Origin of the sequence: Pseudomonas sp. AF32, assembly GCF_022342325.2 — a bacterium.
Taxonomy (GTDB): domain Bacteria; phylum Pseudomonadota; class Gammaproteobacteria; order Pseudomonadales; family Pseudomonadaceae; genus Aquipseudomonas; species Aquipseudomonas uvaldensis.
The window spans coordinates 49,093-69,443 of the sequence record NZ_RQJK02000014.1 but is presented as its reverse complement, the minus strand read 5'-3'; the positions used below and the strand labels follow the sequence as shown (position 1 = coordinate 69,443).

Below are 20,351 nucleotides of genomic sequence, written 5' to 3'. Positions count from 1 at the left end.
ATGGCCAGAATCAGTGTTGAGCGTGCCCACGACCTGGGCAAGGAAGCGGCCCGCGCGAAGGCCGACCAGTTGGCGCAGAAATTATCCGACAGCTACGGCCTGAAGCCGCAGTGGTCTGGCGACACGCTTGAGTTCAAGGGCTCCGGAGTCGAAGGCCAGGTGGAGGTCGGCGAGGACTTGATTCGCGTCGATGTGAAGCTGGGCCTGCTGATGTCGGCCATGAGCGGCATGATCAAGACGGAAATCGAAAAGGCGCTGGACAAGGCGCTGGCCTGATCGATCGAAGGGCTTGTCGCTGTCTTGAGTTTTCCACTGGACCTTGTGGGAGCGGGCTTGCTCGCGAAGGCGCCGGATCAGTCGACATCGACATTGAATGACCCACCGAATTCGCGAGCAAGCCCGCTCCCACCGGATATCATTGCACCCGGGAACTGCATCAGTTGTTAGGGTGTTGTTTCTAAAAATTCTCACTACTTTGTGCCTGAGCCCGTCCGTGTGCGGGCAGTTCCTCCCATCTGTCTTCCCGTGAGGTGCACCATGGCCAAAGTTATTCTGAAGAAAAAAACCGAAGTTGAATCTTCCACGCTGAACGACGTGAAAACCTATGCGCGCAAGATCTGGCTGGCTGGCCTGGGCGCCTATATCAAGGTGGGCCAGGAAGGTAGCGAGTACTTCCAGGAGCTGGTAAAAGCGGGTGAAGTCGTTGAAACCAAAGGTAAAAAGAATATTGCCGGCAAACTTGAAGCGGCCAATAGCGAACTGATCGAAGCCAAGGCCGAGGTCAGCACTTTCAAGTCCAGGGTCGAATCACAACTCGATAAAGTCGAGAAGGTATTCGACGCCCGTGTTGCAAGTGCCTTGAATCGTATCGGCATTCCGTCTAAACATGACGTTGAGGCACTCTCTGCCAAGCTCGATGAGCTGACGGCATTGCTCGAACGTGTGGCGCGTAAACATTAAGGAGAACGGGATGGCTGGCAAAAAAATCACCGAAAAAGAAAGCAGCTCGTGGGCCGGGAAGATTGAAAAGTACTCCCGCAAAATCTGGCTTGCTGGTTTAGGCGTGTACTCGAAGATCGACACTGACGGCAGCAAACTCTTCGAGTCCCTGGTTAAGGACGGCGAGAAGGCCGAAAAACTCACCAAGACGGCGGTGGCCAAGCAAGTCGATGCTGCCAAGGACACTGCCGGGTCTGCCAAGTCGCGAATGAGCGGCGTGAAGGAAAGTGCGCTGGGCAAGTGGGGCGAACTGGAAGGGGCTTTCGACAAGCGCCTCAACAGCGCCATCTCTCGCCTGGGCGTGCCCAGCAGCAGTGAAGTCAAGGCGCTGCACAGCAAGGTCGATGCCTTGACCAAGCAGATCGAAAAACTCACCGGGGCCAAGGTCACACCGGTAGCGGCCAAGACGGCAGCGGCCAAACCGGCCACCAAGACGGCAGCCAAGCCACTGGTTAAAGCCGCGGCAAAAACCGCTGCCAAACCTGCGGTGAAGGCAGCGGCCAAACCTGCGGCAAAAACCGCCGCGGCCAAGCCTGCCGCCAAAGCTGCGGCCAAGCCGGCAGCAGCCAAGGCCGCTGCGAAACCTGCCACCAAGGCAGCCGCGAAACCAGCGGCGAAAACCGCTGCGGCGAAACCTGCAGCGGCCAAACCGGCAGCAAAACCCGCGGCCAAGCCAGCAGTCAAGGCAGCCGCCAAACCTGCCGCCGCGAAAAAACCTGCCGTGAAGAAAGCTGCCGCGCCAAAGGCACCGGCGGCAGCCGCCAAACCGGCGACTCCGACGAGCACAGCGAGCGTAGCGAGTACGGCAAACTCCGCGTCGGCTCCGACCCCGGTTGCCACCCCGACTCCAGCGCCGGCTCCATCGACGCCAACCAGTCAGTCCTGATTTTTCAGGGCACACAAGAGAACGCCCGGCCTGTGAAGGTCGGGCGTTTTTTTGTAAGTGGCGCGAGTTTCTGGTGGGAGCGAGCAGGCTCGCTCCCACAGGGATTACCCATGGTCTTCGAGGTAGCGCAACGCCAGCCGCTCGGTCGCCACCTTGGCCGCGGGGGGCAGATGTGGGGCCACCAGCATCATGATCTGGTAGACCACCAGCCGGACGTCGGCCTCGCGGTCCAGAACCCGTTGATAGTCCAGCGAGAACAGCAACGTCAGGGTGATCTGCTCCACCAGTTGCCCCAGGGCCTGGGTATCGCTGACCAGCAGCTCACGAGCCTTGAGCTGCGCCAGCAGCGAGGCCAGGGTCCGCTTCAGGGCGTTGAGCAACTGGCGGATGCCCTTGGCCAGTTTCGGCAGGCGTCCGGCCAGGTTCGATAAGTCCTGAAACAGGAACCGGTACTGGGCCAGGCGCTCGACGATCAGGTGCAGGAACAGCCAGTAATCCTCCGGCGCCAGATGCGCATCGGCGGGTGGGTCCAGCAGTGGCGACAGCTCGCTCTGGAATCGCTCGAACAACGCGAGAACCAGCGGCTCCTTGCCATGAAAGTGGTAGTAGAGGTTACCCGGGCTGATGCCCATTTCATTGGCGATTTCCAGGGTGGAAACGTTTGGTTCGCCCTTGTCATTGAACAACTGCAGGGCACACTCAAGAATACGGTCGCGGGTTTTCATCCGATCTTCTTAATGATAGAGACGTGCCACGGTCGTTGCCTCGCCCACGGCGAGAGGTCAGCGCACACGCACATAGGTGCCGGGCGCCGCTTCCATGGGTGGATAGTTCGCGCTGCCCAGGCTCGTCAGGGTTTCGTTCCGAGCACCGGAGCGCTCCTGAATCCAGCCCAGCCATTGCGGCCACCAACTGCCCTCGACGTGTTTTGCGTCGTAGTACCAGGCCCGTGGATCGCTGCTCAGTTTCGGGTTTTCGATGTAGGTGGCCTTGGGGTTGCCCGGCGGGTTGATGATGCTCTGGATATGGCCGCTGTTGGACAGCACGAAGCGTCGGTCACCCCCCAGCAGAAGCGTCGAGCGATACACCGCGTCCCACGGCGTGATGTGGTCGTTGATACCGGCCACGCTGAAGCTGTCCACAGTCACCTTTTGCAGGTCGATCGGCGTGCCGCACACTTCCAGCCCGCCGGGGTGGGTCAGTGGGTTGTGCTTGAAGAAATCCAGCAGGTCACCGTGATAGGCCGCCGGCAGCCGCGTGGAGTCGTTATTCCAGTAGAGGATGTCGAAAGCCGGTGGCTCCTTGCCCAGCAGGTAATTGTTGATGAAGTAGTTCCAGATCAGGTCGTTGGGCCGCATCCAGGCGAAAACCCTGGCCATCTCGCGGCCATCGAGAATGCCTTTCTGGTAGGAGCGGCGCTTGGCGGCTTCGAGGGTCTGTTCGTCGATGAACAGCGTGGCCGGACTGTCGATCTCACTGTCCAGCAGGCTCACCAGGTAGGTGGCGCTGGCGACCCGACGCAGTTGGCGCTTGGCCTGGAGAACGCCTTGCAGGGCCGCAATGATCAGCCCACCGGCACAAGCTCCCATCAGGTTGACATCGCGTGAGCCGGTGATCGCCCGGCAGGCGTTCATGGCTTCTTCCGTTGCCTCGACGTAGCTGGACAGGCCCCATTCGCGGTGGCGCACATCGGGGTTGCGCCAGCTGATGATGAACACCTGCAAATCGTTTTTCAGGGCGTATTGGACCAGGCTATTGGAAGGGCTCAGGTCGAAGACATAGAACTTGTTGATTTGCGGTGGCACGATCAGCAACGGCTTGGCGTATTGCTTTTCGCTCATGGACTTGTACTGGATCAACTCCAGAAACTCGTTGCGAAACACCACCGCGCCAGGCGAGGTCGCCAGGTTTCTGCCAACCTCGAACGCCTGGGGCGTGACCTGTCGTGGCAGGCCATCATTGTGCAACAGGTCATCCACCAGATGGCTGATGCCGCGAACCAGACTGTTGCCGCCCGTATTGAAGAGTTCCTTGATGGCCAGCGGATTGAGCAGGGTATTGGAGGGCGACACGGCGTCATTGAGCAGGGCGAAGGCGAAGTGAGCGCGAGCACGATCATCGGGACTCATGTCGCATTCATCGATCCAGCACTTCACCTGTTTCTGCCAGCTCAGGTAGGCCTGGAGGCTGCGACGATAAAACGGATTCAATTGCCAGGTGGGATCGGCGAAGCGCTTATCGTTGGGGCTGGTGGGGTGCAGGGTCTCGCCCAGCAACACACGCCCCAACTGGCCGCCCAGTTTCAATGCATGACGGGCGCTGTGCACCGGGTTACGCAGGCCATGAGCGGCTACGCTGCGCAAGGTGGACAGCAGATCCCTGCCTCGCAGGCCAGTGACCGCACTTTGTGCGTTCATGAAGTGGGCAGGGGTGGGCATTGAACCTTTCGCTGGCTTGTCGCGCATGAGTCAACTCCTTTAAACCCTAAAAACAAACACACCGAACCAGACAACATAGTCGCTGTTTCGGAAGTTGCGCGTTCCGGCTTCCTGCCGGGCGCGACAAGCGGCGTTAACCGCTACCTCGCGCGGAGGGATGCGGGTGCATGACCGCCCGCTGACGTTCTTCCTGCAGGAATTTCATGATGATGGGCGCCACGGCCTCGGCCCGGGTAATCAGAAACAGATGCCCGTCATCGATGATGTGCAACTGGGAATTGGGGATACGCCAGGCCAGCAGGCGCATGTTGATCAGTGGGATCAGCGGATCGTCGTCGCCGGCCAGGATCAGGGTCGGCTGATGGATCTTGTGCAGCCAGTGAATGCTGGTCCAGCCCAGGCCGGCGAACAGTTGCCAGTAATAACCGAGCTTGCCGGCCGAGCGGACCCGGGCCGCATGGCTGGTCGCCAGGTTCGGGTCGCGACGGAACGAGCCGCCGTAGATCAGTGGAGCGATGCGCAGTACATGCGATGGCTGAACATAGCGACGAGGGCTCGCCATCATCCACAGCACTTTGGGTTTGCCCGGCACCATTACCGCACCGGCGGCGGTAGCGGCCAATATCAACTTCTTGCAGCGTTCCGGGTAGTCGTGGGCAAACTGCTGGGCCAGGGCGCCGCCCCAGGACACGCCGACCACGCTGACCTGCCCGTAGTCGAGATAATCGAGCATCCGCGCGGCAAGCTTTGCCAGCCCGGGAAAACGATAGGGCCGGCTGGGCGTCGACGAGCCGCCAACGCCGGGCACGTCGAAAGCGATCACCTCAAGGTCCGGGTCCAGGGCCTCGATGAACGGAAATACCAGCTCCAGGTTGGCGCCGATACCGTTGAAGATCAGCAGCGGCGTCAAGTGAGGCTTGCCGGGACGTACCGCGGTGCGCAGGGTCTGACCATCCAGATCGACGGTACGAAAGATGTACGGTTGCGGCATGCTTCAAGCCCTAAAGGAGAATGGGGGGGTTCAAGCTACAAGCCGCAAGCCGCAAGTCAGGCGTCTTGAAGCTTGCCGCTTGAGGCTTGCGGCTATCTTTCATGCACATAAGTACCCGGCGCCGCCTCGCCCGCCACATAGGTCTTGTTGCCCAGCACGGTCGGGGCCTTTTTCAGCTTGCCCGAGCGCTCGGCCTGCCAGGCTTGCCAGTGCAGCCACCAGGAGTCGGTATGCTTGGTGGAGTTTTCCTGCCAATCCTCGGGGTTGGCCGGCAGGTCTTCGCCGGTCATGTAGCGTGACTTGGGATTGCCCGGTGGGTTGAGAATGCTCTGGATATGGCCGCTGCTCGACAGCACGAAGTCCACTTTGCCGCCAAACAGCTGTGCCGACTTGTAGCAGGACTTCCAGGGGGTAATGTGGTCGTTGGTGCCGGCCAGGGCAAAGATGTCGCAGGTGACCTGCTTGAGGTCGATCGGCGTGCCGCACACTTCCAGTGCGTTGGGGCGAGTCAACGGGTTGGTCTTGAACATTTCGATAAGATCGCCGTGGAATGCCGCCGGTAGCCTCGTGGTGTCGTTGTTCCAGAACAGGATATCGAATACCGGCGGTTCGTTGCCCAGCAGGTAGTTGTTGACCCAATAGTTCCAGATCAGGTCGTTGGGCCGCATCCAGGCGAAGACCTTGGCCATGTCGCGGCCTTCGAGCACGCCGGCCTGATAGGAATGACGCCTGGCGGTCTCCAGGGTCTGTTCGTCGACGAACAGCGCTACGTCGGTGTCCAGTGTGGTGTCGAGCACGCTCACCAGCAGGGTCAGGGCGTTGACTTTTTTCTCGCCGAGGGCGGCGTAGTGGCCCAGCAGCGCGGTGCAGGTGATGCCACCCGAGCATGCGCCAAGCATGTTCACATCCTTGCTGCCGGTGATGGCCGTGACCACATCCACCGCTTCCTTGAGCGCCTCGATGTAGGTCGACAGGCCCCACTCGCGCTGCTCCTTGGTGGGGTTGCGCCAACTGACGATGAAAGTCTGCACGTTGCTGCGCAGGCAGAAGCGCGCCAGGCTCTTGTCCGGGCTCAGGTCGAAAACGTAGAACTTGTTGATCTGTGGCGGCACCACCAGCAGCGGTCGTTCGTGGACCTGCTCGGTGATGGGCCGGTACTGGATCAGCTCCAGTACGTCGTTGCGAAACACCACGGCGCCTTCGGTCACGCCCAGGCTCTTGCCCACTTCGAATGCGCCCATATCGACCTGGCTCGGCATTCCGCCGTTGTGCACCAAGTCCTTGGCCAGGTGGGACAGGCCATCGAGCAGGCTCTTGCCACCGGTTTCGAAGAAGCGCTTGACGGCCGCCGGGTTGGCTGCGGTATTGGTCGGCGCCATCGCTTCGGTCATGAGGTTGATCACGAAGTGCCCGCGGCTGATGTCCTGGGGCGGGAGATTGCTTTCATCGATCCAGGCGTGCAGCTCCTTGCGCCACGCCAGGTAGGTTTGCAGATAACGCTTGTAGAGAGGGTTCTGGCTCCAGGCCGGATCGGTGAAGCGACGGTCGTCGCTCGAAGGCTGCAGGTCGGATTTGCCGAACAGGACTTTCTTGAGTTCGACGCCAAAATGGGCAACGTGCCTGGCACTGTGCAGCGGTTGCTTGAGGGTCTGGGTCAGCACCATTCGGGCAGAGGCCAGCAGGTCTTTCCTGCGCAAGCCGACGACGGGGTTCAAGCCAAGGGTGTTTTCCGAGGCCTGGTTCTTCAGGTCATCGTTGTTCTTGTTGCTCATCTACGACGCTCCATTGTCAGACGAGTACCCGGGCCATGCCGTAAAGCCACACAGCCAATACCAGGTACGCTGCTCGGGTGACCGTTAATTCCGCATCGAGATCAATGAGGAAACATGTGCAAAGAAACTCCCCGGTTCCTTTGCAGGGAACTTGCCAGCTCCATTGGTTACCCGAGTTTAATTTTTTTCGCAAGCAGGCCAATCATTGACGCTGCCGCGCGGGCATTGAAGCAGATGAGTCTAGAAAATTCGCCCTAAAGCGCCAGCCCTTGAGCTAGAGCATCAGCTTGACGACGGACTCGTTGGGATCGCGGGTTTTTCCGGTGGCCTTGAGTTCGGCGAGATAATCGTTCCACAGGTCTTCCTGACGCACCGCCAGCTGGTACAGATAGTCCCAGGTGAACAGTCCACTGTCATGGCCGTCGTCGAAGGTCAGTTTCAGTGCGTATTGACCGGCCGGTTCGATCTTGGTCAGGCCGACGCCAAGCTTGCCGTATTGCAGGATGGGTTTGCCGTGGCCCTGGACCTCGGCGGAAGGCGAGTGCACCCGCAGGAATTCGGCGGGCAGGTGGTACTCCTCGTCCGGCGCGTATTTCAGCGTCAGGGTCCTGGAGGCCTTGTGCAGGTTGATGGCGGTGGGAAGTCTGGTCATGGAGGCAGCTTACAAGCTACAAGCTACAAGCCACAAGCCACAAGCCACAAGCCACAAGCTGAAACGATCAGCTTGTAGCTTGTAGCTCACAACTTGCAGCTTTAAAGAATATACCGCGACAGGTCTTCGTTCTGCGCCAATTCACCCAGGTGGCTGTTCACGTATTCGGCGTCGATCCGGATCGGCGTTTCGCTGTGGGCGCTGGCCAGGTCGCCGGCGCTGAACGAGACTTCCTCGAGCAGGCGTTCGAGCAGCGTGTGCAGGCGACGGGCGCCGATGTTCTCGGTCTTCTCGTTGACCTGCCAGGCAATCTGCGCCAGACGCTTGATGCCTTCCGGTGTGAACTCGATGTCCAGGCCTTCGGTCTTGAGCAATGCACAGTACTGTTCGGTCAGCGACGCATGGGGCTCGCTCAGGATGCGTTCGAAGTCTTCCGGTGACAGCGCCTTGAGTTCGACACGGATCGGCAGGCGGCCCTGCAGCTCCGGTACCAGGTCGCTCGGCTTGCTCAGGTGGAAAGCGCCGGAGGCGATGAACAGGATGTGATCGGTCTTGACCATACCCAATTTGGTGTTGACCGTGCAGCCTTCGATCAATGGCAGCAGGTCACGTTGCACGCCCTCACGGGACACATCGGCGCCGCCGACGTTGCCACGCTTGGCGACCTTGTCGATTTCGTCGATGAACACGATGCCATGTTGCTCGACCGCTTCCAGGGCCTTGGCCTTCAATTCTTCTTCGTTGACCAGGCGGCTGGCTTCTTCATCGCGCACCAGCTTCAGCGCTTCCTTGACCTTGAGCTTGCGGCTTTTCTTCTTGCCCTTGCCCATGTTGGCGAACAAGCTCTGCAACTGGTTGGTCATTTCTTCCATGCCTGGTGGCGCGGAGATGTCGACGCCGGTCATTTCAGCCACTTCGATCTCGATTTCCTTGTCGTCCAGTTGCCCTTCGCGCAGGCGTTTGCGGAACAACTGGCGGGTGTTGGAATCCTGGGTCGCGGCGGTATCGGCGTTGAAGCCCATGCGCGCCGGAGGCAGCAGCGCGTCGAGGATGCGCTCTTCGGCGGCGTCTTCGGCGCGGTGGCGCACCTTGGTGATTTCCTGCTCGCGCAGCAGCTTGATGGCGGCGTCGGCCAGGTCGCGGATGATCGACTCGACGTCACGGCCGACATAGCCGACTTCGGTGAACTTGGTGGCTTCGACCTTGATGAACGGGGCGTTGGCGAGCTTGGCCAGGCGACGGGCTATTTCGGTCTTGCCGACGCCGGTCGGGCCGATCATCAGGATGTTCTTGGGGGTCACTTCGACGCGCAGTTCTTCGGGCAATTGCATCCGGCGCCAGCGATTACGCAGGGCGATGGCGACGGCGCGCTTGGCATCGTCCTGGCCGATGATGTGGCGGTTGAGTTCGTGGACGATTTCGCGGGGAGTCATGGACATAATAATTGGCGGTCCTCAAGCAAGAATGAGCCTTGGCACTGGGCCTGGGCAGGCTTAATTCGCGAGGTCCTGCTCCTCAATGGTCTGGTTATGGTTGGTGAAGACGCAGATGTCGCCGGCAATGCCCAAGGCGGTCTCGACGATCTCACGGGCCGACAGGTCAGTCTTTTTCAGCAGGGCGCTGGCCGCGGCCTGGGCGTAGGCGCCGCCGGAACCCATGGCAATCAGGCCGTCTTCGGGCTCAACGACGTCGCCATTGCCGGTGATGATCAGCGAGGCGTCCTTGTTGGCGACCGCGAGCATGGCTTCGAGGCGGCTCAGGGAGCGGTCGGTGCGCCATTCCTTGGCCAGCTCCACGGCGGCACGGATCAGGTGGCCCTGGTGTTTCTCCAGCTGGGCTTCAAAACGCTCGAACAAGGTGAAAGCGTCAGCGGTGGCCCCGGCGAAACCGGCGATGACTTGGCCGTGATACAGGCGGCGGACTTTCTTCGCGTTGCCTTTCATCACGGTATTGCCCAGTGAAACCTGGCCGTCGCCACCCATGACGACTTTGTCATGACGGCGGACTGAAACGATGGTGGTCAAGGGAAGAGTCTCCACGCAGCGGGGCGAAAATGCCCGGATGGAAACTCATATGGGGGTGGCGTGGGGTTTTTCAACTGCGCGGTGGAGCAGGGGATGAGCGGTGGGTTGGCTGTTCCGATTCTGTGGCGAGGGGATTTATCCCCGTTGGGCCGCGAAGCGGCCCCAAAGCTTGCCATCGGAGTGTCAGGCTAATTGCCTCAAGCTTTTGGGGCTCCTGCGCAGCCCAGCGGGGATAAATCCCCTCGCCGCAGGGGTTGGTGTCGCTTGATTCAGCGGCTCTGGCGTTGTTGTAACAATAGGTTGCTGAAGCCGCTGCCAGCCAACTGTTTCTGCGCCTTGGTCAGCTCTTCTCGGTTGCTGAACGGGCCGACCAGGACCCGGTACCAGGTTTCGTCCTTCACCGTGCCGGACTCTACCGACACGGATTGGCCCAGCAGGATGATCTGCGCCCGGACCTTGTCGGCATCGGCCTCCTTGCGGAATGAACCGGCTTGCAGGAAGAACTTCGTCACCGGGGCGGCTTTCTGCACGGGTGGGGCCGGTGGCGGCGTGATGCCCGCCAGGGCGGCCTGGGCGCGGGCGGTGTCGATCTTGGCCGCTTCTGCCGGAGTGACGGGCGTGGCAGGCACCTGCGGCACTTGCGGTGTCGGCAGGGTTTTCTCCGGTACGGCCTCGGGCGGCACGATGACTTCCGATTCCGGCAACAACGTGTAGAAGTCGTACTTCGGCTTCACCGGTTGCGTCGGGCTCGGTGGGGTCTTGTTGGCCTCGGCGATGCGCGTGGCCTTCTGCTGCTCTTGCTTGACGCGCTTGACGTCATCGCCCTGGCCCGGCTCCAGCTTCATCAGGAAAACAATGAAAGCGCCAACCGTCAGGCCGATAGCCATCCATAACCAGCCCGGAATCGGCTTTTTGGCCGGGGGCTGGTAACGACTGGCGCCGCGCTTGGGTGCAGGTTTTTTCTTGGCGGCCAACTTACATGCGCTCCAGGGTTTCCAGGCCCAGCAGTTCCAGGCCCTGCTTGAGCGTGCGTGCAGTCAGCGCGGCAAGGCGCAGGCGGCTTTGCATTTGCTCGGGGGTATCGGCATTGAGGATCGGGCAGTTCTCGTAGAAGCTGGAGAACAGGCCGGCCACGTCATACAGATACGCACACAGGGTATGCGGCGTGCCTTTGTCGGCCACGTTATTGAGCACTTCGCCGAACTGCGCCAGCTTCGCCGCCAATTCCTGCTCCTGGGCCGCTTCGAGCACGATCCGCCCTTCGACTTCATCGAAGCCCTTGCCGAGCTTGCGGAACACGCCGGCCACGCGGGTGTAGGCGTACAACAGGTACGGAGCGGTGTTGCCTTCGAAGTTGAGCATCAGGTCGAAGTTGAAGCTGTAGTCGCTGGTGCGGTGCTTGGACAGGTCGGCATATTTCACCGCATCGATGCCCACGACCTTGGCGATCTGGCGCAGCTCGTCTTCGGCCAGGTCCGGGTTCTTGCCCTTGACCAGTGCATAGGCGCGCTCCTGGGCTTCGGTCAGCAGGTCGATCAGCTTCACCGTGCCGCCGTCGCGGGTTTTGAACGGACGGCCGTCGGCGCCGTTCATGGTGCCGAAGCCCATGTGTTCCATTTCCATCGGGCGCGGTACGAAGCCGGCCTGACGGGCCACTTCGAACACTTGCTGGAAGTGCAGGGCCTGACGCTGGTCGACAAAGTACAGGACCCGGTCCGCCTTGAGCACACCGTTGCGATAGCGCACGGCCGCCAGGTCGGTGGTGGCATAGAGGTAACCGCCGTCGGCCTTGACGATGATCACTGGCAGCGGCTCGCCGTCGGCGGTCTTGAACTGGTCGAGAAATACGCACTGGGCGCCGTTGCTCTCCACCAGCATGCCCTTGGCCTTGAGGTCGTTGACCACGTTGATCAGGTCATCGTTGTAGGCGCTTTCGCCCATTACGTCGGCCATGGTCAGCTTGACGTTCAGCAACTCGTAGATTTTCTGGCAGTGGGACAGAGAGATGTCCTTGAACCGGGTCCACAGCGCCAGGCAGTCGGCATCGCCGGCCTGCAACTTGACCACCAGGCCACGGGCGCGGTCGGCGAACTCCGGGGATTCGTCGAAGCGCTGCTTGGCGGCGCGGTAGAAGTTCTCCAGGTCCGACAGTTCATCGCTGGTGATCGGGTTTTCCTGGAGATAAGCCATCAGCATGCCGAACTGGGTGCCCCAGTCGCCCACGTGGTTCTGGCGGATCACGGTGTCGCCAAGGAACTCCAGCACCCGGGCCACGCCGTCGCCGATGATGGTCGAGCGCAAGTGGCCGACGTGCATTTCCTTGGCGAGGTTGGGGGCCGAGAGGTCGATCACGGTGCGCTGCACGGGGCCGGCCTTGCGCACGCCGATGCGCTCGTCGGCCAGGGCCGCGTCCAGGCGCGAGGCCAGGGCCTGAGTGTTCTGGAAGAAATTGATGAAGCCAGGGCCGGCAATCTCCGCCTTGGCGACGTTTTCGTCGGCCGGCAGCGCGGCGATGATCTTCTCGGCCAGGTCCCGTGGCTTCATGCCGGCCGGCTTGGCGAGCATCATCGCGATGTTGCTGGCGAAGTCGCCGTGGGTCTTGTCTCGGGTGTTTTCGACCTGAATCGCCGGCGACAGGCCTTCTGGCAACACACCTTCAGCGACGAGTTGGGTGATGGCTTGCTGGATGAGCTGGCGAATGGTGTCTTTCATGGTCTTCTCTTTCAACCGCAGGCGCGGCGGCGCTTCGATGCGCTGGTGGAAAAACTGGGCATTATCCGTGGCGAAGGCGGGCTTGCCAACTGTAGCGGGTCGGTTGGAGCTGTTTGGTGCCTAAATCCCTGTGGGAGCGAGCTTGCTCGCGATAGCGGTATATCAGGCACCAGTGATGGTGAATTTGATGCCCCCATCGCGAGCAAGCTCGCTCCCACAAGGTGTGGGATCAGTAGAGATCCACCGGATCCACATCCAGCGACCAGCGCACCGCCCGACCACTGGGCATTTGTTCCAACACCAGCAGCCAGGCACTCAATAGCCGGTGCAGCGGCGCCCGGGCGTTGGCCTGTAATAATAGCTGCGCCCGATAGCGTCCGGCCCGCCGCTCCATCGGAGCCGGCACTGGGCCCAACAGTTCGATCCCGGTGAGGTTCTGCTCCGCCAGCAAACGCTCGGCCTCGCTGCACGCGTCGTCGAGGAAGCCTTCGGCCTGTCCCGGTTTATGGGCTTCGGCCCGCAGCAGTGCCAGGTGGGCAAACGGTGGCAGGCCGGCGCTGCGCCGTTCGCTCAGGGCCTGCTCGGCGAAGGCGAAATAGCCTTCTTCAGTCAGTTGTATCAGCAGGGGGTGGTCCGCCAGATGGGTCTGGATGATCACCCTGCCCGGCTCCTCGGCGCGCCCGGCCCGGCCAGCAACCTGGACAATCAGCTGCGCCATGCGCTCGCTGGCGCGGAAGTCACCGGAGAACAGCCCTCCGTCGGCGTCGAGGATCGATACCAGCGTCACTCGGGGGAAGTGATGTCCCTTGGCGAGCATCTGCGTGCCCACCAGGATGCACGGCTGGCCTTTCTGGATGGTGGCAAACAACTGGTTCATCGCGTCTTTGCGCGATGTACTGTCGCGATCCACCCGCAGCACCGGGTAATCGGGAAACAAGATGCCCAGCCGTTCTTCGGCGCGCTCGGTGCCGGCGCCTACCGGGCGCAAGTCCACTTTGCCGCATTGCGGGCAGTGCCTTGGCACCCGTTCGGTGTGTCCGCAATGGTGGCAGCGCAATTCACCGTAGCGTTGATGCACGGTCATCCGGGCGTCGCAGCGCTCGCAGCCGGACATCCAGCCACAGTCGTGACACAACAGGGTCGGGGCGAACCCTCGGCGATTGAGAAACACCAGGACCTGCTGTCCGGCGGCCAGGGTCTGGCCGATGGCTTGTTGCATCGGCCCGGAAATGCCGCTGTCCAGTGGTCGGCTTTTTACGTCCAGGCGCAGGAAGCGTGGTTGTTTCGCGCCGCCGGCCCGTTCGTTCAGGCGTAACAGGCCGTAGCGGCCGGTGTAGGCGTTGTGCAGGCTTTCCAGGGATGGTGTCGCCGAACCGAGGACGATGGGGATATTCTCCTGGCGGGCGCGCACCACCGCCAGGTCGCGGGCGTGGTAGCGCAGGCCTTCCTGCTGTTTATAGGAGCCGTCGTGTTCTTCGTCGATGATGATCAGGCCGGGATTTTTCATCGGCGTGAACAGGGCCGAGCGGGTGCCGATGATGATATCGGCCTCGCCATCCCGTGCCGCGAGCCAGGCTTCGAGGCGCTCGCGGTCGTTGACCGCCGAGTGCACCAGGGCAATCCGGGCGTTGAAGCGTTGTTCAAAACGCGCCAGCGTTTGCGGGCCGAGGTTGATTTCCGGAATCAGTACCAGGGCCTGCTTGCCGGCTTCAAGGGTCTGGCGGATCAGTTGCAGGTAGACCTCGGTCTTGCCGCTGCCGGTGACGCCAGCCAGCAGGAATGCATGGTAGCTGTCGAACCCGGCGCGAATCGCCTCGCAGGCGGCCCGTTGTTCGGCATTGAGCGGCAGTTCCGGCTGGGCCAGCCAATGTTCGTGGCGCACGCCCGGCGCGTGCCGGCGGACCTTCACCTGCACCAGCTCTTTTGCCAGCAGCAGGTCGAGGCTGTCCTTGCTGAGCATCAGCTTGCTCAACAAGGCGTGGGCCACACCATGGGGATGTTGGGCCAGGGTCGCCAGGGCTTCGCGCTGACGGGGTGCGCGGGCGATGCGCGGGTCGTCCGCCGACGCCCCCGGCGCCACGGACCAGAATCGCTCCTGGCGCGCCTCCGCCGGTTCGCCCTGACGCAACAGCACCGGCAGTGCCCAGCTCAAGGTGTCGCCAAGGCTGTGCTGGTAATACTGGGCCGTCCACAGGCACAGCTTGAACAGTGACGCCGGCAGCGGAGACGTGGCATCGAGCAGCGCAAGGGCCGGTTTGAGCTTGTCGGCCGGGACCTCGCTATGGTCGGTGACTTCCACCAGAATGCCGATCATTTCGCGTCGACCGAACGGCACCCGCAGGCGCATGCCGGGTTGCAACCGGGCGCGTGGGACCCCGGCCGGGGCGCGGTAGTCGAACAGGCGGCGCAAGGGCGAAGGCAGGGCGAGGCGCAGGATGGCGTCGGGCACGCGGGGAAGTCTCGGTAGACGATCGGGTTCGCAAGGGCTGGGCACTTTTCCTGTGGGAGCGAGCCTGCTCGCGATAGCGGTCGATCAGCCAAAGCGATGTCGACTGGCTCACCCCAATCGCGAGCAGGCTCGCTCCCACAGGGGGAATCGTGCTTGAGGCGGGGAGCCTAGCAGACGGTTGGTACAAGGCATAGCTTGCGTCATTGTCGATGTCTGGTAGAATCCGCGCCCTAATTACGTGCGGTATTCAACAATAGTGTTGGGTGGCGGCACGCTAGCCTGAGGAAAACACCATGAAAGCCGATATCCATCCAGAATACCCAGCCGTTGCCGTGACCTGCAGCTGCGGCAACAAGTTCGAAACCCGTTCGACCTACGGCAAAGCCCTGGCGATCGACGTTTGCAACGAATGCCACCCGTTCTACACCGGTAAGCAAAAGACTCTGGACACCGGTGGCCGCGTTCAGAAGTTCGCCGACCGTTTCGGTGCTTTCGGCGCTACCAAAAAGGCCTGAGGCTGATCATTTTGGAGGCTCGTTCCGGCGGCTCCAGATTGATGAAAAAGGCGTCCCTGGTGGGCGCCTTTTTTGTGTCCGCGATTTGGCTGAGCGGGGCCGAAGCCTTCTGTCCGGCGCCGGCAGGCCTGGTCCGGGCGAAGGTCCAGCGGGTGGTCGATGGCGACACCCTGCGCCTGGCCGATGGCCGAAGCGTGCGCATGATCGGTCTCAACAGTCCCGAACTTGGTCGTCAGGGCCGCTCCGACGAGCCCTTCGCCGTTGCGGCCCGTCGTCGTCTCGAAACACTGATAGCTGCCAGCGACGGGCAGGTGGGCCTGCTTCCCGGTCGGGAGGGGCGGGATCGCTACGGGCGCACTTTGGCCCATGTCTATGGTGCCGACGGCAATAACCTCGAAGCGCAACTGCTCGCCGAGGGCCTGGGTTTCCAGGTGGCGGTGGCGCCGAATACCGACTTGGCGGACTGCCAGCGGACCGCCGAGCGTCAGGCCCGTGAAGCGCGCCTCGGGCTCTGGAAGCGTTCGCCGGTGCTCAAGGCGCAGCAGGTCGGGGCGCCTGGTTTCGCGGTGCTCAGCGGTCGCGTGAATTCCGTCAGGCGCAATCGTGGTGGTGTTTGGCTCCAATTGGAGGGTGCGGTTGTACTGCATGTTGCTCCCAATTGGATAAGCCGTTTCGATATGGCTTCGCTTGAACGTCTGCAGGGGAAGCCGGTCGAGGCGCGCGGCTGGGTGGTGGATCGGTCGAGGCGTGGGGCGCTCGAACCGGGACGGGATCGCTGGTTATTGCCTTTGACTGATCCGGCGATGCTGGTCGTCCTGTCTCGATAAAAAAATTGTAGACATTTTTCAGTTGAATTGTATGCATCAATCCCTTGTGTTTAGCGGCTCTTGGCCCAAAGTCGTAGGGCAGGGCGCTTGACAGGGGTGACCGGTCAGTCTTGTAGGGACTTTGCGAGGGGCGTATCCTCGGCGGTCCGTCTGTCCAACACAGTAAAAAGCGGAATGCCCACATGTCTGATCTGAAAACTGCCGCTCTCGAATATCACGCTAATCCTCGTCCAGGAAAGCTGAGTGTCGAGCTCACCAAGGCCACCGCTACTGCCCGCGATCTGTCGCTGGCCTACAGCCCCGGCGTAGCCGAACCCGTACGCGAAATCGCTCGCGACCCGGAACTGGCCTACAGATACACCGGCAAGGGCAATCTGGTTGCAGTCATTTCCGATGGCACCGCGATCCTCGGTCTGGGTGACCTCGGTCCACTGGCCTCCAAGCCGGTCATGGAAGGCAAGGGCGTGCTGTTCAAGCGCTTCGCCGGTATCGATGTGTTCGACATCGAAGTCGACTCCGAGAGCCCGCAAGCCTTCATCGACACCGTCAAGCGTATCTCCATCACTTTCGGTGGCATCAACCTGGAAGACATCAAGGCTCCCGAGTGCTTCGAGATCGAGCGCGCCCTGATCGAGCAGTGCGACATTCCGGTGTTCCACGATGACCAGCACGGCACCGCGATCGTGACCGCGGCCGGCATGATCAACGCCCTGGAAATCGCCGGCAAGACCCTGCCGGAAGCCAAGATCGTCTGCCTGGGTGCCGGCGCTGCGGCCATCTCCTGCATGAAGTTGCTGGTGAGCATGGGCGCCCGGATCGAGAACATCTTCATGGTCGACCGTACCGGTGTGATCCACTCCGGCCGTACCGACCTGAACCAGTACAAGGCGGTCTTCGCCCACGCTACTGACAAGCGCACCCTGGCTGAGGCGCTGGACGGCGCCGACGTGTTCGTCGGCCTGTCGGGTCCGAACCTGCTGAGCCCGGAAAACCTGCTGCGCATGGCGCCGAACCCGATCGTGTTCGCCTGCTCGAACCCGGACCCGGAAATCTCCCCGGAGCTGGCTCACGCCACTCGCAGCGACGTGATCATGGCCACCGGCCGTTCGGACTACCCGAACCAGGTGAACAATGTGCTGGGCTTCCCGTTCATCTTCCGTGGTGCCCTGGACGTTCGCGCCAAGCGCATCAACGAAGAAATGAAAGTCGCGGCCGCCAACGCCCTGCGCGAGCTGGCCAAGCTGCCGGTTCCCCAGGAAGTGTGCGATGCCTACGGCGGCATCAAGCTGGAATTCGGCCGTGAGTACATCATTCCGAAGCCAATGGATGCCCGCCTGATCACCCTGATCTCCGACGCCGTGGCCAAGGCCGCGATCGAGACCGGCGTGGCCACTCTGCCGTATCCGAAGAACTACCCGCTCAAGAGCGTGGATGATGTGTTCAACGGTTAACGGCAGCCGCCCATAAAAAACCTGGCTTCGGCCAGGTTTTTTTATGGGCTTCGAGCGGCAAGCTTCAAGCTGCAAGTTAAGAGCGGTGCGTACTACCCTGGCTTTTCACTTGAAGCTTGCCGCTTGAAGCTCGCCACTGCTTCCCTAGAACAAATCAATCGGCGCCGCTTCGTCCGCTGGCAGCGGGCTGCCTGGCGCGACGCCGTTGCCCAGTTCGTTGACCGACGGCGGGGTGTCTTCGCTCTTGAACAGTTCGAAGTAGGCACCCGGAGTTCCTGGCGTAGCGGCGCGACCGCTGACCGGGTCTACGCGCAGGCTGAGGATGCCTTCCGGCTCCGGTTGGGTGTGGGGCGGTTTGTCCTTGAGGGCGGCGCCCATGTAACTCATCCAGATCGGCAACGCCACGGTGCCACCGAACTCGCGACGACCGAGGCTTTCCGGTTGGTCGAAACCGGTCCAGACAGTGGTCACGTAATCGCCGTTGTAACCCGAGAACCAGGCGTCCTTGGATTCGTTGGTGGTGCCGGTCTTGCCCGCCAGGTCGGTACGGCCCAAGGCCAGCGCACGGCGGCCCGTACCGAGCTTGATCACGTCCTGCAGCATGCTGTTGAGGATGTAGGTGGTACGTCCATCGACAATACGTTCGGCGATGGCCGGCGCCTGCGGCACCGCCGGGGCAGTCGCGGCTTCACCCGGGGTCGCGTTCACGGTGAACGTTTCGGTGGCTGGCGCCGCAATGCCGTCGCTGGCCTGCTCGCCTGTGGGTACCCGTGGTGGGTTGGCAACGAACAACGTCTCGCCATTACGGCTTTCGATTTTTTCGATGATGTACGGGGTGACCTTGTACCCGCCATTGGCAAAGGTGCTCCAGCCCGTGGCGATTTCCATCGGCGTCAGGGTCGCCGTGCCCAGGGCCAGGGACAGGTTGCGCGGCAGGTCCTGCTTGTTGAAGCCGAACCGGCTGATGTAATCGATGGTGCGATCCACGCCCAGCGCCTGCAGCAGGCGGATCGACACCAGGTTGCGGGACTTGTACAGCGCTTCGCGCAGACGGATCGGACCGAGGAAAGTGTTGGTGTCGTTCTTCGGTCGCCAGACCTTGTCGAGGTACTCGTCGACGAACACGATCGGCGCATCGTTCACCAGGCTGGCGGCGGTGTAGCCGTTATCCAGGGCGGCGCTGTAGACGAACGGCTTGAAGCTCGAGCCCGGCTGGCGCTTGGCCTGCAAGGCGCGGTTGTAGTTACTCTGTTCGAAGGCGAAGCCACCCACCAGCGAGCGGATCGCGCCGTCTTGCGGGTCGAGGGAGACCAGTGCGCCCTGGGCGGCCGGGATCTGACTGAATTTGAGCGTATTGTCCGGTTGGCGTTGCACCCGGATCAGGTCGCCGACCTGGGCAACGTCCGACGGTTGCCGGGGAGCGGCGCCCATGCTGTTGGTGTTGAGAAACGGGCGTGCCCACTTCATCGATTCCCAGCTGACATGCTCTTCCAGCTCGCCGTTGCGGGTCAGGACCTTGATCCCGTCCTTCCCCACCTCGGTGACGATTGCCGGCTCCAGCCCGCTGATGGCGCGCTGCTTGGTCAGTTCCAGGGCCCAGGCTTCGCGAGTCTTGCCCGGCAGGCGTGATTCAGGCCCACGGTAGCCGTGGCGCTGGTCGTAGGTCATCAGGCCTTCGTGCAGTGCGGTGTTGGCCATTTCCTGAAGGTTGCTGGGCACTGTGGTGGTTACGCGAAAACCTTCGGTGTAGGCATCGCTGCCGTAGCGGCCGACCATCTCGGCGCGGGCCATTTCGGCGATATAGGGCGCATTCACTTCCGGCGTCGGTACGTGATAGCTGGCGTTCAATGGCTCGTTGATCGCGGCGGTGTACTCGGCTTCGCTGATCTTGCCGAGCTTGTACATGCGCCCCAGGATCCAGTCGCGACGTTCCTTGCTGCGTGCGGGGTTGGCCAACGGGTTGAAGCGCGACGGCGCCTTGGGCAGGCCGGCAATCATTGCCATCTGCGCCAGGCTCACGTCGCGGATCGACTTGCCGTAGTAGACCTGTGCAGCCGCCTCGATGCCGTAGGCGCGGTTGCCCAGATAAATCTTGTTTACGTACAGCTCGAGGATCTCGTCCTTGGTCAGCTGCCGCTCGATTTGCAGGGCCAACAAAATCTCAGTGGTCTTGCGCGAGAAGCTGCGCTCGCTGGTCAGGAAGAAGTTCTTGGCCACCTGCATGGTGATGGTACTGCCGCCGGACTGGATGTGCCCGCTCTTGACCAATTGGCTTGCGGCCCGCATCAGGCTGCCGGGATCGACGCCGTAATGATTGGCGAAGTTGTCGTCTTCAGCACTTAGTAACGCATTGATGAAATTGGGTGGAATGTCTGCGAAACGGATCGGTGTGCGGCGCATTTCGCCAAATTCGGCGATCAGCTTGTTGTCGCTGCTGTAGACCCGCAGAGGAATCTGCAACTGAATACTTCTCAGCGCCTCCACAGACGGCAATCCCGGACTAAGGTAAAGAAACGCACCGCTCAGACCCAGGAGCAGTCCGCAGAAAACGGCGACGATGGACCATCCGAAAAATTTCAGCAGACGAATCAAGGCTTTTGGATATCCAGGCAAAGAATGAAAAAGGCGCCAGGTG

General features: G+C 61.7%; 17 protein-coding genes. 6 read left to right on the top strand and 11 right to left on the bottom strand.

Annotated elements, in window-relative coordinates; all coding sequences use genetic code 11:
* The 3 genes from EGM97_RS14790 (at window position 1) to EGM97_RS14780 (ending at window position 1,885) form a co-directional block, all read left to right on the top strand.
* Window positions 1-276, top strand: a complete 276-nt coding sequence (locus EGM97_RS14790; protein WP_053147767.1) for a polyhydroxyalkanoic acid system family protein — start codon at window positions 1-3, stop codon at window positions 274-276.
* Window positions 277-537: 261 nt separating this feature from the next.
* The gene (locus EGM97_RS14785) at window positions 538-960 is read left to right on the top strand and encodes a phasin family protein (RefSeq protein WP_238961227.1); all 423 of its coding nucleotides are present in this window, start codon (window positions 538-540) and stop codon (window positions 958-960) included.
* A gap of 10 nt (window positions 961-970) precedes the next feature.
* Complete coding sequence (locus EGM97_RS14780; RefSeq protein ID WP_238961308.1) at window positions 971-1,885, top strand: phasin family protein; 915 nt, start codon at window positions 971-973, stop codon at window positions 1,883-1,885.
* Between the two features lie 104 nt (window positions 1,886-1,989).
* On the opposite strand, the gene EGM97_RS14775 is transcribed toward EGM97_RS14780, so the two are convergent.
* The 10 genes from EGM97_RS14775 to EGM97_RS14730 form a co-directional block, all read right to left on the bottom strand.
* Window positions 1,990-2,610, bottom strand: coding sequence for a TetR/AcrR family transcriptional regulator (locus EGM97_RS14775; protein WP_238961226.1), 621 nt, complete (start codon window positions 2,608-2,610; stop codon window positions 1,990-1,992).
* 57 nt (window positions 2,611-2,667) lie between these two features.
* On the bottom strand, window positions 2,668-4,350 hold the full coding sequence (phaC, locus tag EGM97_RS14770; protein ID WP_238961225.1) for a class II poly(R)-hydroxyalkanoic acid synthase: 1,683 nt from the start codon (window positions 4,348-4,350) through the stop codon (window positions 2,668-2,670).
* 106 nt (window positions 4,351-4,456) lie between these two features.
* Entirely contained in the window at window positions 4,457-5,314 is an 858-nt protein-coding gene (gene phaZ / locus EGM97_RS14765) for a poly(3-hydroxyalkanoate) depolymerase (protein WP_053147760.1), read from the bottom strand.
* Between the two features lie 92 nt (window positions 5,315-5,406).
* The gene (phaC, locus tag EGM97_RS14760; RefSeq protein ID WP_238961224.1) at window positions 5,407-7,086 is read right to left on the bottom strand and encodes a class II poly(R)-hydroxyalkanoic acid synthase; all 1,680 of its coding nucleotides are present in this window, start codon (window positions 7,084-7,086) and stop codon (window positions 5,407-5,409) included.
* Between the two features lie 274 nt (window positions 7,087-7,360).
* Window positions 7,361-7,738, bottom strand: coding sequence for a gamma-butyrobetaine hydroxylase family protein (locus EGM97_RS14755; protein ID WP_238961223.1), 378 nt, complete (start codon window positions 7,736-7,738; stop codon window positions 7,361-7,363).
* 101 nt (window positions 7,739-7,839) lie between these two features.
* Window positions 7,840-9,177, bottom strand: a complete 1,338-nt coding sequence (gene hslU, locus EGM97_RS14750) for an ATP-dependent protease ATPase subunit HslU (protein ID WP_238961222.1) — start codon at window positions 9,175-9,177, stop codon at window positions 7,840-7,842.
* A 54-nt stretch (window positions 9,178-9,231) separates the two neighbouring features.
* Window positions 9,232-9,762, bottom strand: a complete 531-nt coding sequence (gene hslV, locus EGM97_RS14745; protein ID WP_238961221.1) for an ATP-dependent protease subunit HslV — start codon at window positions 9,760-9,762, stop codon at window positions 9,232-9,234.
* Window positions 9,763-10,031: 269 nt separating this feature from the next.
* Complete coding sequence (locus tag EGM97_RS14740) at window positions 10,032-10,736, bottom strand: SPOR domain-containing protein (protein WP_053147752.1); 705 nt, start codon at window positions 10,734-10,736, stop codon at window positions 10,032-10,034.
* A gap of 1 nt (window position 10,737) precedes the next feature.
* Entirely contained in the window at window positions 10,738-12,474 is a 1,737-nt protein-coding gene (argS, locus tag EGM97_RS14735) for an arginine--tRNA ligase (RefSeq protein WP_238961219.1), read from the bottom strand.
* 229 nt (window positions 12,475-12,703) lie between these two features.
* Window positions 12,704-14,923 (bottom strand): primosomal protein N', encoded by a 2,220-nt coding sequence (locus EGM97_RS14730; protein ID WP_238961217.1) that lies wholly within the window; start codon window positions 14,921-14,923, stop codon window positions 12,704-12,706.
* A 293-nt stretch (window positions 14,924-15,216) separates the two neighbouring features.
* On the opposite strand from EGM97_RS14730, the gene rpmE reads away from it, so the two are divergent.
* From rpmE to EGM97_RS14715, 3 genes are all read left to right on the top strand, one after another.
* Complete coding sequence (gene rpmE, locus EGM97_RS14725; protein ID WP_053147746.1) at window positions 15,217-15,438, top strand: 50S ribosomal protein L31; 222 nt, start codon at window positions 15,217-15,219, stop codon at window positions 15,436-15,438.
* Window positions 15,439-15,479: 41 nt separating this feature from the next.
* The gene (locus EGM97_RS14720) at window positions 15,480-16,265 is read left to right on the top strand and encodes a thermonuclease family protein (protein WP_238961216.1); all 786 of its coding nucleotides are present in this window, start codon (window positions 15,480-15,482) and stop codon (window positions 16,263-16,265) included.
* Between the two features lie 182 nt (window positions 16,266-16,447).
* Window positions 16,448-17,716 carry a malic enzyme-like NAD(P)-binding protein gene (locus tag EGM97_RS14715; protein WP_053147743.1) on the top strand — a complete coding sequence of 423 codons (1,269 nt, stop codon included), beginning with the start codon at window positions 16,448-16,450 and terminating at the stop codon, window positions 17,714-17,716.
* A 144-nt stretch (window positions 17,717-17,860) separates the two neighbouring features.
* Here the strand turns inward: EGM97_RS14715 and EGM97_RS14710 are convergent, their stop codons facing one another.
* Window positions 17,861-20,305, bottom strand: coding sequence for a penicillin-binding protein 1A (locus EGM97_RS14710; RefSeq protein WP_238961306.1), 2,445 nt, complete (start codon window positions 20,303-20,305; stop codon window positions 17,861-17,863).
* Between the last annotated feature and the right edge of the window lie 46 nt (window positions 20,306-20,351).